Origin of the sequence: Bdellovibrio sp. HCB117 (assembly GCF_047305915.1) — a bacterium.
GTDB classification, from domain to species: domain Bacteria; phylum Bdellovibrionota; class Bdellovibrionia; order Bdellovibrionales; family Bdellovibrionaceae; genus Bdellovibrio; species Bdellovibrio bacteriovorus_B.
The window spans coordinates 1,152,949-1,168,508 of sequence record NZ_CP178622.1 but is presented as its reverse complement, the minus strand read 5'-3'; the positions used below and the strand labels follow the sequence as shown (position 1 = coordinate 1,168,508).

Sequence of the window (15,560 nt, the reverse complement as noted above, 5' to 3'; positions counted from 1 at the left end):
AGGCTTATATTTCATCGTAAACCTTCAAGCAGTGAGGTCAAATTTATAATTACAAAAAGTTGCTGCGCAAAAATTCTTGGACTCAGAACTTCGGCGCGCAAATCAAAATTTACATCGGTGCAATGCTATTTCGAGAAAGACTTTTTAAACAACTGATGAGCAAACATTCCTGCCATCATGGCTCCGACAAAGTAAACAGCCTGTAGGGATCCCGAACCGACGGAGGTCAGCGCCGGACCAGGACAGTAACCGGCAAGGCCCCACCCCACACCAAAGAGCGCGCTTCCAATAACAAGCTCTTTTGAGATCTTTGTTGCCGTTGGCACATGCCACTCTGAATCCAGAAGTGGAGACTTTCTTTTCCGAGCCAAATAATAAGTAATAGCGTGTACTGGAATGGCTCCTAGCATGACGAAGATTAAAGTCGGATCCCAGTTTTCATCCCAAGTCAAAAATCCCAACACCTTGCTAGGCTGAGTCATTCCCGAGATGGAAAGACCTAAGGCAAAAGTAAAACCAACAACGAAGGAAGCGACGGCTTGAAGATATTTTCTGTTCTTCATTTAAACTCCCCCGAAATGTTTTAAACCCGTAGCGACAAGAATTCCTGCAAGCATAAACGTCACCGTCGCGACTAAAGAACGCAGCGACAATCGTGAAAGTCCACAGATGCCATGCCCACTGGTACAGCCACTTCCCATCACAGTACCGAATCCCACAAGAAAGCCCGCAATTAACACTGAAGGCAGTGGCGTTTCAGGAACTGCGAAAAAGGTCGGATTGATCATCGCCATCACGAACCCGCCAAGCCAAAGCCCGATGATAAAGACGCCTCGCCACAGTCTTCCTTCTTGTGCGGTCAAAAAACTATTTGTGATCCCGCTAATCCCGGTCACACGACCGTTAAAGACCAGCATGATAGAGACGGCCAGTCCAATCAAAGCGCCCCCACCCAGGGCATAGGCGATAGTTTCAGTCATTGTCGAATCCCCTACTTAAAGTTCTTCACTATCAGATCATCCTAAGGATATTCTTGCAAAGATATCTTTTGCACAAATATCGAGGACCACATGGCTTTGCAAATTCAACATTTTTTTGACCCAGGGACTTTCACGCTCACCTACGTAGCATTTGATGCGACGACTTTGGATGCAGTGGTTATTGATCCTGTGTGGGATTTTGATCAGGCCTCGGGAAAACTGACCACTAAAGCCATGGAACCTGTGGTGAAGTTTTTAAAGGAAAAAAACTTAAAGCCGCACTTTGTGTTAGAGACACATGCTCATGCGGATCATCTTTCAAGCTCTCAACTTTTTAAAAATTTCTTTCCGGGAATCAAGGTTGCTATCAGTGAGAAAATCACTGAAGTGCAAAAAACTTTTAAGACACTCTTCAACCTGACAGATGTAAATACCGAAGGGAAAGATTTTGATTTATTGCTTAAAGATGGACAGGTCTTTGAGGCGGGATCATTAAAAATAAAAACTTTGGCGACACCGGGCCACACGCCTGCGTGCGTTTCTTATTTGATTGAAGATGCTTTATTCTCGGGTGATGCGATGTTTATGCCGGATTCAGGGACGGGTCGCTGTGATTTCCCGAATGGAAGTGCTCATAACTTATATAATTCCATCACTCAGAAAATTTATACGTTGCCTGATTCGACTCGAATTTTTGTAGGCCATGATTATCAACCCCAAGGTCGCGAATTACGCTTTCAAACCAGCGTTGCAGAACAAAAAGAAAAGAACATTCAACTTGCAGGCCATGTCAGCGAAAAAGACTTTGTGCAGTTCCGCACTCAAAGAGATTCGACTTTAGCAGCGCCGAAGCTTTTGATTCCAAGCCTTCAGGTAAATATTCGTGCGGGTCACTTGCCCCCTGCTGAATCCAACGGTGTCAGCTACGTAAAAACGCCGCTTCTTCCTCAGTAGATTTAAAAGCTTTGAATTTTAAAATAAAAAAGGCCTGCTCTTTCGAACAGGCCTTTAAAGTTTTTATGTTAGATACGCCTAGGATTAGTTGACGTCTTTGTAGTCAGCGTCGATCACGTCGTCGCCGTTTTTCTCTTCAGCTTTGGCTTCGCCGCCGCCTTGATCACCCGAAGAACCGTCAGCACCTGGTTGCGCTCCTTGCTTTTTATAAAGCTCAGAAGTCATTTTGTGAGTCACAGCTTGAAGTTTTTCAAACTGAGCTTTGAGCTCGCTCACTTCCGCACCTTTGTTCTCTAGAACCCTTTTCGCTTCTGCGATCGCGTCGTTAGCCGCTTTCACTTCGCTTTCAGGCAATTGAGAACCAGAATCCTTGATCAACTTCTCAGTTTGGTAAACCAAGTTGTCCAAGTTGTTTCTTTGAGTTGCTGCTTCTGCTTTACGTTTATCTTCTTCAGCATGACCTTCAGCATCGTTCACTGCACGCTTGATCTCATCTTCAGAAAGACCTGATTGCGCCGTGATCTTGATCTGTTGAGTCTTACCAGAAGACATATCTTTCGCACTTACGTGCAAGATACCGTTGGCGTCGATATCAAAAGTCACCTCTACTTGAGGAACACCACGTGGAGCTGGCGGAATACCCACTAGCTCAAAGCGGCCCAGAGTTTTGTTATCTGTCGCCATCTTACGCTCACCTTGAAGAACATGGATGTCTACGGCTGGCTGATTGTCAGCAGCAGTCGAGAACACCTGAGATTTCTTCGTAGGGATCGCTGAGTTTCTTTCGATAAGTGTCGTCATAACGCCACCCAAAGTCTCGATACCAAGGCTGAGTGGAGTTACGTCTAGAAGAAGAACGTCTTTCACGTCTCCAGCAAGAACGCCCCCTTGTACCGCGGCACCCACTGCCACCACTTCGTCAGGGTTCACAGTGCGGTTTGGTTCTTTACCGAAGAACTCTTTCACCGCTTTTTGGATAGATGGGATACGAGTCGATCCACCCACCAAGACAACTTCGTCGATCTCGGAAGCTTTCATGCCCGCATCAGCCAAGGCTTTACGGCAAGGCTCCATAGAGCGTTTTACTAGATCTTCTGTCATTTGATCGAATTTTGCGCGAGTCAAACGAGTTTGCAAATGTTTAGGACCTGATTGGTCTGCCGTGATGAACGGAAGATTGATTTCAGTTTCCTGCGCAGAAGAAAGTTCGATTTTTGCTTTCTCTGCCGCTTCTTTCAAACGTTGCAAAGCCATTTTGTCGTTCTTAAGATCGATCGCCTGATCTTTTTTGAATTCAGAGATCAACCACTCTAAGATTACGGTGTCAAAGTTATCGCCACCCAAATGAGTGTCCCCATTAGTAGCGCGAACTTCCACAACTCCATCGCCAACCTCCAAGATAGAAATATCGAATGTACCACCACCGAAGTCGTAGATAGCGATTTTTTCGTCTTTCTTTCTTTCCATGCCGTACGCAAGAGCGGCGGCCGTCGGTTCGTTGATGATACGTTTGATTTCAAGACCTGCGATGCGACCAGCATCTTTCGTTGCCTGTCTTTGCGCATCGTTAAAGTAAGCTGGAACTGTCACTACAGCTTCAGTTACCGGTTCACCAAGATAGTCTTCAGCCACTTTTTTCAATTTAGCTAGAACTGCGGCACCGATTTCCTCTGGGGAAACCTGTTTACCTTGAACTTTGAAAGCACAGTCGTTGCCTTTAGCAACCACAGTGTAAGGAACAAGTTTGATTTCCTCTTGAATCTCTTCAAATCTGCGACCGATGAAACGTTTTGCAGAATAGATTGTGTTTTCAGGATTCGTCACCGCTTGACGTTTAGCAATTTGACCTACCAAACGATCGCCGTCCTTAGTGTAAGCGACAACTGAAGGAGTAGTACGAGCGCCCTCTTCATTCACAAGCACTTTAGGCTCGCCGCCCTCCATGATCGCGACGCATGAGTTCGTCGTTCCTAAGTCGATACCAATAATTTTACCCATACTAATTCTCCTTAAATATTAACTGCTTATAGCTCTTTAAATGTGGGTCGGACTTCCTATTCGTCAAGCTCGTCATCTTACTTTTTTATGACATTTTTTTAACGAATAATTTCAATATCTTACGGATATTTAACTCGTGTTATGGAGCAGCGACGTGCATTATGGGCTCTTCGCTCCTCTCTTAAAAAAACAGGAAACGAAGCCCCTCAAGGCCTCGGCGCAAACCCTTCAACGCCGGGGCCTCAATTTCTGCCTGATTTTGCAGCACCCGGATTAAAGAATTTAAATGCCATATTCATAAGATTTTTACCTCATTCGGTTACCCTACTTCTATCGATCAATCAAACTCTTATGATAGGAGCCCAGCTTATGACACACTTCAGTTTCAAGATGGCAGCGGTTCTGGTTTCGTCGCTGCTTATGTTTGGATTGGCCCAAGCCGAGATTCGCGCGGAAAAGCGCGAGGCCGAGCAGGATGAACAGCTCAGTGATGACAACGGCAAATCAACGCAAACCCATCCAGAGAGCCCTGAGTTTGAGTCCATCAAGAAACGTGTGAAGTCTTCAGCGCAAAAAGAATAACAATTTAAATTGCAAAACAATCGATAACTCCAAGTTGAAAATTAAAATCGGAAAAGAATGGCTCTTTTGATTGCCGATCGTGCGAAGTAAATTTCCCGTCCGCAATCAGTGGTAAAACACATGAGTGTCGCCGTTGTAGCACCTAGTCCTTTCGACTAATCATAGTCCATGGACATTTCTCAGGTTGAATCTGACATTCATAATTTGATCTCTCAGAAAAATTATCCCTGTATTGCTGCGGTTCAAGCTCTTTTCAAAAAAGAACTGATCTTCGACACGTACTCAAGCTTTGGCAGCGGTGAGAGCGCTCGAACCTTGGCGGCGAACTTGATCGCATTTAAAGAAAAACAGCGATCTCAAAAAATTCAGAACCTCACTTACTTCGCGATTTTTCCGCAGGATTCAGTCAACAGCGAAGAAGAATTTGAAATGAAACTTTGGAATGAGCTTTCGGCGATATGGAATCATCCCGATATCGCCGGCAATTGGGATCCGACATTCAGTGACAATCCGGAAGACAAGAATTTCTGTTTTAGTTTAGACGGCAGCGCATACTTTGTTGTAGGACTGCATCCATTAAGCAGCCGTCTTTCGCGTCGCCTTCCTTATCCCGCTTTGGTTTTTAACTTGTACAGTCAATTTCACGAACTTCAAGAGCAAGGCCTTTATCAGCCGATGATCAAGTTAAACCGTCAGCGCGATGAGCGTTTTCAAGGCTCCGTCAACCCGATGGCAGAACTTCATAACGACGTGTGGGAAGCAATTCAGTTTTCCGGTCGTGCGAACTCTTCGGATTGGAAGTGTCCTTTCACGAAAGGACTTGTGGGATTAGCGAAAAAGGCGTTGTCGCGTGTCTGATACTTTAGAACAAACTTATTGTGTGATGCCTGCACAAACAGGAGCAGCCTTTCTTTTACGTAAAGGGGAACTTTTGCGTGTTATGACTCCGCATGATTTTCAAGTGTCGGATCTTTTTTGCTTTAATGCTCGCGATCTTTGGGAAAGTCTTTCGGCAGGTCGCTCTATCGATTGGGCCGATACGATTTATCTGACTTCGGGGCATCATCTTTATTCCAATCGTAGCAATGTGATGCTGACGATCTTAGAAGACAGCTGTGGTCGCCATGATTTTTTAATGACTCCTTGTAGTCTTCGGATGTTTCAGATTATCGCGGGCAACGAGGACTATCATCCGAGCTGTCATGAAAACCTGGCAAGGAACCTTGCGGAATTTGGAATTCATGAAGATCAGATTTCAACGACGTTCAATATTTTTATGAATGTCACTGTGGATGAAAAAGGACGAGTGAAAATTGAAAAACCCGTCGCAAAAACCGGTGACTTCGTGTTATTTCGAGCGGAAATGGATTTGGTTGTGGGACTCACCGCATGTTCGCACGAGGGGACGAATCATGGAACGTGCAAACCGGTCTGGTATCGCAAAGAAAGTGATGGAACGAAGTCAGAAATTTAATTTATGTCGTCCTTAATATCTTGAACGTATTTTAACAGGCTTCGCTCTTTAGAATTGTTCAAATTGTATGGGCGTATAAGTATCCCACTTCATGCGAACATCAATAGAACAACTGTATAATTCAATTCATAAGTTAATGTCTTTAGTCTGCCAGGATCCTCGCTTGGAATCGGCGCTCTTAACGGCGTTAGGTCACATGGAGGATTTAGCGGCAAAACAAATTCTGGGAAATGTGTCGGCTTCGACTCCTCCCCAATTTATTTCAGAAATTAAAGCTCATGCCGAAGATGAACTTCGGCATCGCGATGCCTTATGGGCGGTCCGGCCTTTTCCTGAAGCCGGTAATTCACGCGAACGAGAATTGCGTTTGGAGTTGCAAAACATCGCGGAAAGTTTCACTGTCGGCTATTTCGGAAACCCCATCTTGATTCAAGCAAAGTCGCGCTTCAATGCTTACGTGCATGGGGCTTTGACGATCGAGCAGTTCCCATTTCAGATATATTCTTGTTTTATCAAGGCGACGCCTTCGGAAACCATCCGCTCCATTTTAACTTCCGTATTGGCTGACGAAAAAAATCATATTCAGCTCGGAAAGAAGATGATGGAGACTTTGCCCCAAGCTGAGAAGCTCTGCTTAAATCAACTTCTGACGATCGAAAAAGAGATGTGCCATAAAATGGTATTACGTATGACTGATGTGATTTCTGCTTATGTCAATGTCGGCGAACGCAAAGAGAGCGTCACCGCCAGTGAAAAGCTGGGTCATGTGCTAAGTGCGGATTCTGCAGCGACTTCGTTATGGATTTACGCCTTAGGTGATAGCGAGGAACTTGCGGCAAATCATATGCAAGAAATCTTTAAGCGCCGTGGTCTTCCATTGCCGGCTGATATGGTTGAACACGTGGGTGATGAAAAAAGGCACGCGCAGCTTTTAAGACAAACTGTTTTACTGCGACGTCGCAAGCTCTTGCAGCAAGCAAAGTACAAAGTTCTTGAAGTGCGCATGCGTAAGGCCACGGAAAGATATCTGGTGACCTACTTTAGCCATGTGATGAAAAAGTTTTCTGATCCCGATGAGATCTATCTTTTTGGGGCCTTGGGGCTAGAGATGCGGGTCTTTAAACACTATGCGCAGTTAAGTGAGACCACGCATTCCGTGGATGTTGCCTTTATCTTAGACGAAATTCTAAGAGACGAAGCCGAGCATACGCAGATGGTGCATTTGCGCCTAAAAGACCGTGGATTCATTAAGCCCGAGGTCTTAAAGTGGATCCGCCAAACCGAAGAGCTCTGTTTTGAAAGAGCCGCTTCGCAAGTTTTAGGCGGCCTGTATGCCGCTCGCTCTTGGAAGCATGAGGCGGAGCTCGTATGAAGCAGGCTTATATTTTTCCGGGGCTCAACGCCTTACTTCGCCGCACGGATCGGCTTCGCTATTTAGGACGTCCTCGCGTAAAAAAATATCTGCATCACGCCGAAGAAATCATCGGCGACCATTTTCATCAACGCATGTCTTTCTTAGATTTTTTAGAAGGCAGCGTGGAGGATATTTATTCTATTCAGAACATCAGTGTTGCGGCCGTTGCGATTTGCAGTATTCAAACTGCCGTGGCTGAAGAACTCGCGGAAAAAGAGGGGCCACCCGATTTCGTGATGGGCTGCTCATTAGGAGACCTCGCGCGCGCGGTATTTGCACAGGCCTACAGCTTTGAAGATGCGGTGGTGAACCATATCAAGTTCACTCAGAAAATTGACGGTATTGACAAGATCGGACGGAATATTGGCGTTCTTGCTCCGAAGAGTCAGGTTTTTACTGACGAAGACTATAAATGGTTCTCGGATATTGCCGTGGACGTGTCATGTTTGACTCCCCGATTCCTGAATATTGGCGGTCGTTTTCAAGAGTTGGAAAAAGTGGAAGAGCGCGCCAAGGACAAGTCATGGAATACGATGAAGATCTTAGAGTATCCCGCGCACTCACGTTACATTCTGCCTTATGTGGAATGCGTGCGAGAGGATTTTCAGTCTGTGAAGGTTCGTCGGCCTTCGATTCCGATGTATTCAAGCTTTGGTGCCACGCCGATTTCTGATCCGGTTGCGATTCGCGAAGAGTTTCTTTTGAGTATTTGCAAACCGATTCACTGGAACCAAGCGGTGCAGGCGATTTGTAGGAATGATGGTGTTACGAGGTTTGTGAATATTGGACCGTGTAAGAGCTTGAGTGGGTTGATGCGGGATATTCCGGTGGAGGTGGACATCCAAGTTGAAGACGCTTGTCGACTTTACGATAGCTTTTAATAGCGAACTTTAGTCGACAGATGGGAAAATGTGTCCGAGAAAAAGATAAACACTGAAAATAATCAAGATGAAATAAACAATGAACCACGCGCGAGACGTTTTATTTTTCTTCAACTTGTATATTTCTTTGGGAACGACGATAAACCACTGAAAATAGCCAAATATAATCGCCAGCAAATAAGTAAAAAGAGTAAGTGAAAAATCGTAGAGGCCTCCAAAGCCCAAAGATTCTTTTGCGATAAAACTCAGCGCAAATGATACACCGAAATAAACTGCAATTCCGGATGGCAACGTTAGAAGCCAAATCAGATAGCTGGCAACAACACTCGAATCCCCTTGCGCCAGCAATCCAAAAATGGCAACACCCACACTAAGCGTCAACCAGACCGCTTTTATAATATTGAATGAACTTAATTTCGATTGCATTGCGCCGAACACCTCTCGACTGTGTCACTGACCCATTTTTGGCAGTTTGCACCACCTACGTTTATCACGCTATATTGAGGTCGAGAACCACCAATAGCATCTGCAACACATTGATCCATACAGCCTTGACGATGTTTGGGCCCTTCTTTACATTTCACTCCAGTGCTGCCTGGCGCAGGATCATTCGAATCCACTCCTGCGCTGCTTATCGCGTTTCCACTACGCGTTTGTCCTCCACAGACGCCATTAGCACATAAATATTGATGATATACCGGACCAAATTCGCTACTGAACCCGCCCAACGGGGTCGTACATATTTCGTATAGTCCACTAGGATCTATGGAGTTAACAGGATCCTGAGCAACGTAGCCAAATACGTTTGAGTCACCTGCTAAGAATAAAATGGGATCCTTACTCAACCATCTGCCTATACTAGGATCATAGTCTCTCGCTCCGAATCGAATGAGATGAGTATCTTCATCATAGAGCCCCCCAGCAAACTTGAACGGAATTGCACCAGAATTGGTGTCACTCAATACTCTTCCGAACTCATCGTAGGTAACTTTCTGAAGCACAGAACCATCTGAAACTTTTACGACAAGACGAGGTGAACCTAAGCTGTCGGATACAATTCTGTAAGAAGAACCTGACATTACCATGTAGTCGGGAACATTAGATTTTGATGCGTATACAAACCGTTTCTGTAGATTTCCCGCGCCATCAAGCTCGGCAGCAACCCGAAGTTGATCCATGTACACCCATCGCTTTATAAGCGTGGAATTAACCTTCTTTGCAACTCTTCTAAATAAGCCATCGTAGTAATAAGATATGACGTCACTATTCGGTAGCGTCACGGTTTTTGTATTTCCAAATGAGTCGTATGTGAAAGTAGTAGTTTCTCCCGTCAAAGTATTGGTTTTGGAAATCATTTCGCCGTTGGTGTTATGTACATAAGTAAAGACATTATAAGACGTGATACGATCTTGAGCATCGTAACTAGCCGTGATCGTCTGCGAACCAACATTTCCGGAAACTCGATTATTATTCGTGTCGTATCCATAAGTAGACTGAATAATGGAATTCTTCTTTACCTCAGTGAGCCTACCCACGTCGTCGTAAGTATATTCAAACGTGTCCGTTACTCCCCCCACAGTTTCCGTTCTAGACGCAACCCGACCAAGAGCATCTCTATTTAAAGTGTATGCCAATATGCTGTTGGTACCGTACTTCGCATCGTATCCTGTTAATTCGCCAAACGAGTTATAGCTAAAAGTATCACCAATATTATTTGGAGAATTGCCGATCACAGTTCCTGAAAGGCGACCATTCGGTGACGAGTAGCTTAAAGATAGCTGACCCGCAGACTCTAACTTACGGTCGGCATTGAACGTATAATTTACGACACCTAAACTACCACCCTGATAAATTTCGTCTGAATAAATTAGATTGCCTGTCGTAAATGTCGGTATATAGCCGAGGGAAAGATAAGATCCGCCAATCGTATCGTTACTCCAGACAGACGAAGGAATTTTGCCGTTATACGAGATCGAAACGTTTTGTCCCCCTGGCACACTAACTGAGCTTGGCAGTCCAGAGGTTGAATCAACTGAAATACTGTAAGTTCCTTCACTCGTAACGTAGGACTGCAATCGTCCATTTGTCGAGTTGTAGTTAACATCGATAACGACACCGGAAGGTTTCAAGATTTGAGTTAGCTGCTTATCGTTGTTATAAGCGTAAGCCGTCTGAACATTTGTAACTCCAGAAAGCGAAGGAGGGTTATAAGTGTAAGGAAGCTCGCTTGCATTGACCGCGAAAAAATGCGCACTGCGACCTGGTGGAGTTATGGATGCAAGTCTGCCATTTGAATCATAAGTAAATCCTATTACACGACTATCAGATAAAACCTTAGAAGTAATTCTTCCAGCACTGTCGTAAATAAAACCTGTCGCCTGATTTAGCGCATTTGTGATAGTAGAAATATATCCATCACTATTGTATCCGAGCTCGGTATTACGACTTCCTTGAGTAACGGATGTCAGGTTTTCATTTGTATAAGATAAGGAAATACTGTCTTCATTCCCATTCTTTAAAAGAATGGGTCTCTCATAAGCGTCAATGTCTACGATTGAAGTATTTCCTGACATTGAAGTAGCTGTAAAACGCTTATTTGCTGGATCGAAAACTGTTGTTACCTGTGAGAAATATTGAGAATCAAAGAACTGCGTAACTGAATAGTTTGAAATAGAAAAAGGATCAGATGGGTTGCTAAGAGAGATATTATATGTATTATCTACTCTTTTAGTCGCGCTGTTTTGTGTTCTCTGTTCTACATAGCTTAGCCGATTTGCTGTACCGCCAAATCTCGAATCAACAGAATAGGAGCTATAGGTCCTTACACCTCTATCGACAATTGTTTCTTCTGCTGTGGTACCATTTGAGGAATATTGATATTCTTCAGAACCGCCGACAGAGTAATTGACCGTGCGTTTGACGGTCTTGGCATCACCCGAACCGTAAGCTCTAGTTACTCGCCCCATCCGAGATACTAGATTTATATCTGTTGGATATGAAGGTGTAAGACTTCTCACGAGTTCAAAAAAATATCCGCCTGAGTGCTCGTCCCTAATAAGGTTCCCCTTAGAGTCGTAAGAGAAGGTGCTGACCTGCCCCATCGGTTTCTGGAACGACAGAAGTAAGCCTTCTGTAGAATTTGTCAGGGTATATGTCTCACTGTTAGGATTTGTAACTGACGAAATGAAACCATTGCTATCCAGCCCTACAGTCGTAATTTTTCCGTTCGGGGCGGCGATGTCTGTCAAATTTCCAAAAAGGTCGCGATTAAAATAGGTAGTTTTTCCGAATGGCTCGGCAATACTTATTAAACGACCTTGGACATCGTAATTGAAAGAATAAACTGTATAGCCCAAAAATCCTGATTTTGTGGAAACCTGCCTTCCTGTAGAGTCGAAAAAATACACGAGATCTCCGCTTAGATCTGCAACATAGTGGAGCCCCCCGAGAGGCTGTGCAACCACGTGCCTTACGCTACCATCACTTGAATACAACTTGTTCGTTGCATAGCTGTATAAATGGAAATTAGAAGGCAGCCATCCACCGAGTCCAATTTTGGAAGCATCAAAGCTACCTAGGTAAAATTCTTCGGGATAGGTAAAGGATCCGACAGGGGAAGTTTCAGTTCTGTCTACTTTGAATTTTCTAGGGCCGAAGACGGGATTAGAGCTAAGATCTAATCCATTCCAAACAAAAGTAAAGTTTTGATTGGGGGTGTTTAGAAACGTCTGACTAAGAATTGTTGTCGTACCGTCAAATACTTCATAGGTAAAGGAAGTGAGATAATCTCGTGGCAATGCTCCCACTACCTCAGCCTCGATAGTATAATCTCCGGTTCTTCCCCGAGATAGCGCTGTCGAATACTGTAAGGAAAAAGATGCCCCCACTAGTGAAATGGTTTCACCTAACGTTTGATCCTCGACGCCAACTATGGAACCGCATACTTTTTTTGAATTCATCTGGCTGTGAGACGTTTTTTTCACATGCACTTGTGAATTTGAAATACAGTCATCGACACTTCCTTCGGGTGTAGAGGAAATAAATTCAGGCTGATTAGGATACAGAAACTTTACTTTACAAGTGACAGAGTATGCGTTCGTTGGACTATTCGGAATTCTTTCAAAAAATAATCCTAAATAGCTATAACAAAATGAATTGGGATAGCACCCAGAACCTGAGCATTCTGCCCTAGCAGTAGCCAAGGCCTGCTGTTTATTTTCTTCACAGGTAGCAGCTTTAGCAAAGTTAGTAATGGATAAAGCAAGAAGTGCTATTGTAAGTGCGAACATAAAACCTCTTTCACGCATTTTTTTTCGTTTCAATGATCGGCTGAAGGAAAAGTTGCCTTAATGCCATAAACTGGTTTTTGTTCGTAATTTGTTAACTATGCACGATTTCGATAAACAATTTTTTTTAACTTAGCACTCTTATTCAAAACTGCTGTTAACCTGTGTCCTGCTAAAAAAATGGTTTGCCACGAAATAGAGGTTTTTTACTTCCACTGTGGAAGTGCGGACAATTCTTACGTGAATTATTTTTCACTGCCACGATGGCAGCAGCATTATCGGATCTATTTTTTATGAGTATTGAGAAACCGCTTGCATTCGGCCAGTACACGGATGCATTTAACAAGCTTAGACAAAAAAGCTGAACGGATGTTCAGCTTTTTAAAATTTCTTATTTTTTTCTTCCAAAAAATCCGCCGCCTTCTGGGGAAACTTTCAACCCGCGGGCTTTGGCGATTTCGCGAAGAAGTTTTTCTTCGTCTTTATTCAGCTTATCTGGTAGCTGCACATTGATGTGGAAGTAGATATCACCGCGACGATTTCCACGCAATGACGGCAGGCCTTCGCCTTGAAGTTTAACTGTATCACCAGGGTGAGAACCTTTTGGCACTTCGACGGTCGCTTTTGACGTGACCGTTGGAACTTCGATTTCTGCGCCTAGAAGCATTTGTACGTACGGAACAGAAAGCTCTGCGACCAAGTCATCACCACGACGCTCGAAGTGATTGTGGGGCTTCACGCGGATTTCTACGTACAGATCTCCTGGAGGGCCGCCCATGTAGCCGCCCTCACCTTCTGTAGCTACACGCAGTCTTGTGCCTGTGTCGACACCGGCTGGGATGTTTAAGCGGATCTTGCGATGTTCAGCGACGCGGCCTTTACCTTTGCAGGACTTACAAGGATTTTTAATTGTGGTTCCTTGCCCCTGACACTGAGGACATGTCGAAGCCATTGCAAAGAAACCTTGCGAGCGCACGACTTGGCCTGAGCCTCCGCACATTGTACATGTCGTAACTTGCGAACCTTTTTCTGCGCCAGAGCCTTTGCAGTCGTCGCAGTTTTTATCGGTATCGAATTCGATTTCTTTTTCTAAACCTGTGATCACATCTTTCAATGTGACTTCAGTGACGTATCTTAAATCAGAACCACGGCGTGGTGAATTTCTGTCGCGGCGTTGGCGTTGTTGTCCACCCATGCCTCCACCGAAGAAGTCTCCGAAAATATCGCCGAAATGAGAGAAGATGTCTTCCACATCGGTGAAGCCAGCTCCACCACCGCCACGGCCTGTGAACGCGTCGTGACCGAAGCGATCGTATTTCGCGCGCTTATCTGGATCACTGAGAACTTCGTAAGCTCCGGCAGCCTCTTTAAATTTATCTTCGGCTTCTTTGTTGCCTGGATTTTTATCAGGATGGAATTGCATCGCCAATTTACGATAAGCTTTTTTAATCGTGTCTTGGTCTGCTTCACGGGCAACGCCTAAAATTTCGTAGTAGTCTCTTTGAGCCATTTTCGTTTTTCGTGTCCTAAATTATTGAATGTGCTGTGCAAATCAAAATATGGTGACGAATGAGGATCCGTCAATGCCTGCTTGAATTTTCTGCGAGAGTTCGGCCTTAAAAAGCCATTGGACGCATTGCTTCTTACTTAGAAGAGGCTTTCATGGAATCGATTTTGTCCTGAAGACGCTTTATCAGCGTGGGATCTTGCTGAGTGTCCTTCATTTCTTGTAGAAGTGCTTCGGCAAGTTCCATATTGCCAGAGTCGGAATAAAGTCGGCCGGCCAAGGTGAAAACCCATGGAGGAGCCCCGTTTTTACCCGCTTGAATTAATAATTCCGCCGCTCGTTTGTTGTCTTTCACTTCATACAGGTAGTGATAAGCTGCGCGGTAAGAGATGCGCCAATCGTTCGGAAATTCTTTAACGCCTTTTTCAAAAATCTTTGTCGCACCGTCAACATCAGTGATGATAACGGTCAATGCTAACGCACCTGCCGCATAGGGAATGCGAAATTTGGGTGCTAGATTCGTGATGGTATCTAGCATGCTGTAAAGCCATGAATTATTTCGACATACATTTTGTGCGATTTGCTGATCACAATAATCGAAATCTTGAACCGCGCGAATCCAAAAAAGATCTGCCATTGCTTCACTATAACCAAACGAAAAATGCTGAAGATTTGGCGGAGGCGCTATCAGTGCGCGTTCCTTTTTTAACGAACTTGCCGCGAAGAACTGGGAAAAGACAATGACCGCTAAAGCAAAAATCCCCAGTAAAATACTGGGGATTTTAAGGTTGAAATCAAAAGTAGATTCAACGGTAGTTTTCATTAACTATTGAATACCGATAACTGTGTTTCTCATAACTTTCGAACTATCGATGGCCCAAAAGTCTTGAGCCGCGCCACCGGTTTGGATTTGCGCACCAGCTCCAGCTTGAAAGCTGTCAGCTCTCGTCTGGCAGTTTGCCACAACACCACTCGAACTAATAGGACACATAGCATTCGTAATTGCTGGTGGAGCAGCCCCCGTAGCGCCATTCAACAATGTACAACCATTCTGAAATACACCAGCCGCACCACAATATGTCGCTGCTGCAAACGCCACGTTCGCCGGAGTTGTAGTGTAGCCTTCTGCATTGCCTGCTTGCTTACCAGCATCAGAAAACCCAACATTATAACGAAGCGAACCCTCAGGCGTATAACCAACCGCCGCGAAACGGCTGTCGTACGTGTTATACTCAGAATAAAAAGCTTTCTCAGCCGTATACAATGAAGACAAATTCGTCTTAGCTTCAGACTGACGAGCTTTCGCCATATATTTATTTACAGATGGAACTGCGATTGCAGCGAGGATACCGATGATTGCCACCACAACCATCAACTCAACGAGCGAGAAACCGCGTTGAGAATTCTTAGAAGAGAACAACATTAAGACCTCCATGGTTCTTTAATTCTGCTTACCCACATAAGTGTGTCAAAATTAAATGCTT

Annotated in this window: 14 protein-coding genes; 6 read left to right on the top strand and 8 right to left on the bottom strand. The window is 44.5% G+C overall.

What is annotated here, in order from left to right; genetic code table 11:
- Positions 1–125: 125 nt before the first annotated feature.
- Together ACLWBD_RS05610 and ACLWBD_RS05605 are read right to left on the bottom strand one after the other, a co-directional pair.
- Positions 126–563 carry a DUF6691 family protein gene (locus tag ACLWBD_RS05610; protein ID WP_413569932.1) on the bottom strand — a complete coding sequence of 146 codons (438 nt, stop codon included), beginning with the start codon at positions 561–563 and terminating at the stop codon, positions 126–128.
- Positions 564–980 (bottom strand): YeeE/YedE family protein, encoded by a 417-nt coding sequence (locus tag ACLWBD_RS05605; RefSeq protein ID WP_413569930.1) that lies wholly within the window; start codon positions 978–980, stop codon positions 564–566.
- Positions 981–1,070: 90 nt separating this feature from the next.
- Here ACLWBD_RS05605 and ACLWBD_RS05600 point away from each other — a divergent pair, with 90 nt between their 5' ends.
- On the top strand, positions 1,071–1,934 hold the full coding sequence (locus tag ACLWBD_RS05600) for an MBL fold metallo-hydrolase (protein WP_063209252.1): 864 nt from the start codon (positions 1,071–1,073) through the stop codon (positions 1,932–1,934).
- Between the two features lie 84 nt (positions 1,935–2,018).
- Here the strand turns inward: ACLWBD_RS05600 and dnaK are convergent, their stop codons facing one another.
- Complete coding sequence (gene dnaK, locus ACLWBD_RS05595) at positions 2,019–3,932, bottom strand: molecular chaperone DnaK (RefSeq protein ID WP_413569928.1); 1,914 nt, start codon at positions 3,930–3,932, stop codon at positions 2,019–2,021.
- A 369-nt stretch (positions 3,933–4,301) separates the two neighbouring features.
- Here dnaK and ACLWBD_RS05590 point away from each other — a divergent pair, with 369 nt between their 5' ends.
- From ACLWBD_RS05590 to ACLWBD_RS05570, 5 genes are all read left to right on the top strand, one after another.
- Entirely contained in the window at positions 4,302–4,514 is a 213-nt protein-coding gene (locus ACLWBD_RS05590; protein ID WP_063209248.1) for a hypothetical protein, read from the top strand.
- A 168-nt stretch (positions 4,515–4,682) separates the two neighbouring features.
- Positions 4,683–5,372, top strand: a complete 690-nt coding sequence (gntA, locus tag ACLWBD_RS05585) for a guanitoxin biosynthesis heme-dependent pre-guanitoxin N-hydroxylase GntA (RefSeq protein WP_413569927.1) — start codon at positions 4,683–4,685, stop codon at positions 5,370–5,372.
- Positions 5,365–5,988, top strand: coding sequence for a DUF1989 domain-containing protein (locus ACLWBD_RS05580; protein WP_413569925.1), 624 nt, complete (start codon positions 5,365–5,367; stop codon positions 5,986–5,988). The genes gntA and ACLWBD_RS05580 overlap by 8 nt, the downstream gene beginning before the upstream one ends.
- Positions 5,989–6,124: 136 nt before the next feature.
- Positions 6,125–7,360: a ferritin-like domain-containing protein gene (locus tag ACLWBD_RS05575; RefSeq protein ID WP_413569923.1), complete on the top strand. Its 1,236-nt coding sequence runs from the start codon at positions 6,125–6,127 to the stop codon at positions 7,358–7,360.
- Entirely contained in the window at positions 7,357–8,283 is a 927-nt protein-coding gene (locus ACLWBD_RS05570) for an ACP S-malonyltransferase (protein WP_413569921.1), read from the top strand. The genes ACLWBD_RS05575 and ACLWBD_RS05570 overlap by 4 nt, the downstream gene beginning before the upstream one ends.
- Before the next feature lie 9 nt (positions 8,284–8,292).
- Here ACLWBD_RS05570 and ACLWBD_RS05565 read toward each other — a convergent pair whose 3' ends face one another.
- The 5 genes from ACLWBD_RS05565 to ACLWBD_RS05545 form a co-directional block, all read right to left on the bottom strand.
- Positions 8,293–8,709 carry a hypothetical protein gene (locus ACLWBD_RS05565; RefSeq protein WP_063209240.1) on the bottom strand — a complete coding sequence of 139 codons (417 nt, stop codon included), beginning with the start codon at positions 8,707–8,709 and terminating at the stop codon, positions 8,293–8,295.
- Positions 8,694–12,572, bottom strand: coding sequence for an RHS repeat domain-containing protein (locus ACLWBD_RS05560; RefSeq protein ID WP_413569919.1), 3,879 nt, complete (start codon positions 12,570–12,572; stop codon positions 8,694–8,696). The genes ACLWBD_RS05565 and ACLWBD_RS05560 overlap by 16 nt, the downstream gene beginning before the upstream one ends.
- A gap of 388 nt (positions 12,573–12,960) precedes the next feature.
- Entirely contained in the window at positions 12,961–14,079 is a 1,119-nt protein-coding gene (gene dnaJ, locus ACLWBD_RS05555; RefSeq protein WP_063209236.1) for a molecular chaperone DnaJ, read from the bottom strand.
- Positions 14,080–14,212: 133 nt separating this feature from the next.
- Positions 14,213–14,899 (bottom strand): hypothetical protein, encoded by a 687-nt coding sequence (locus ACLWBD_RS05550; protein WP_413569917.1) that lies wholly within the window; start codon positions 14,897–14,899, stop codon positions 14,213–14,215.
- A 3-nt stretch (positions 14,900–14,902) separates the two neighbouring features.
- Positions 14,903–15,499 (bottom strand): type IV pilin protein, encoded by a 597-nt coding sequence (locus ACLWBD_RS05545; protein WP_413569914.1) that lies wholly within the window; start codon positions 15,497–15,499, stop codon positions 14,903–14,905.
- Positions 15,500–15,560: the final 61 nt, after the last annotated feature.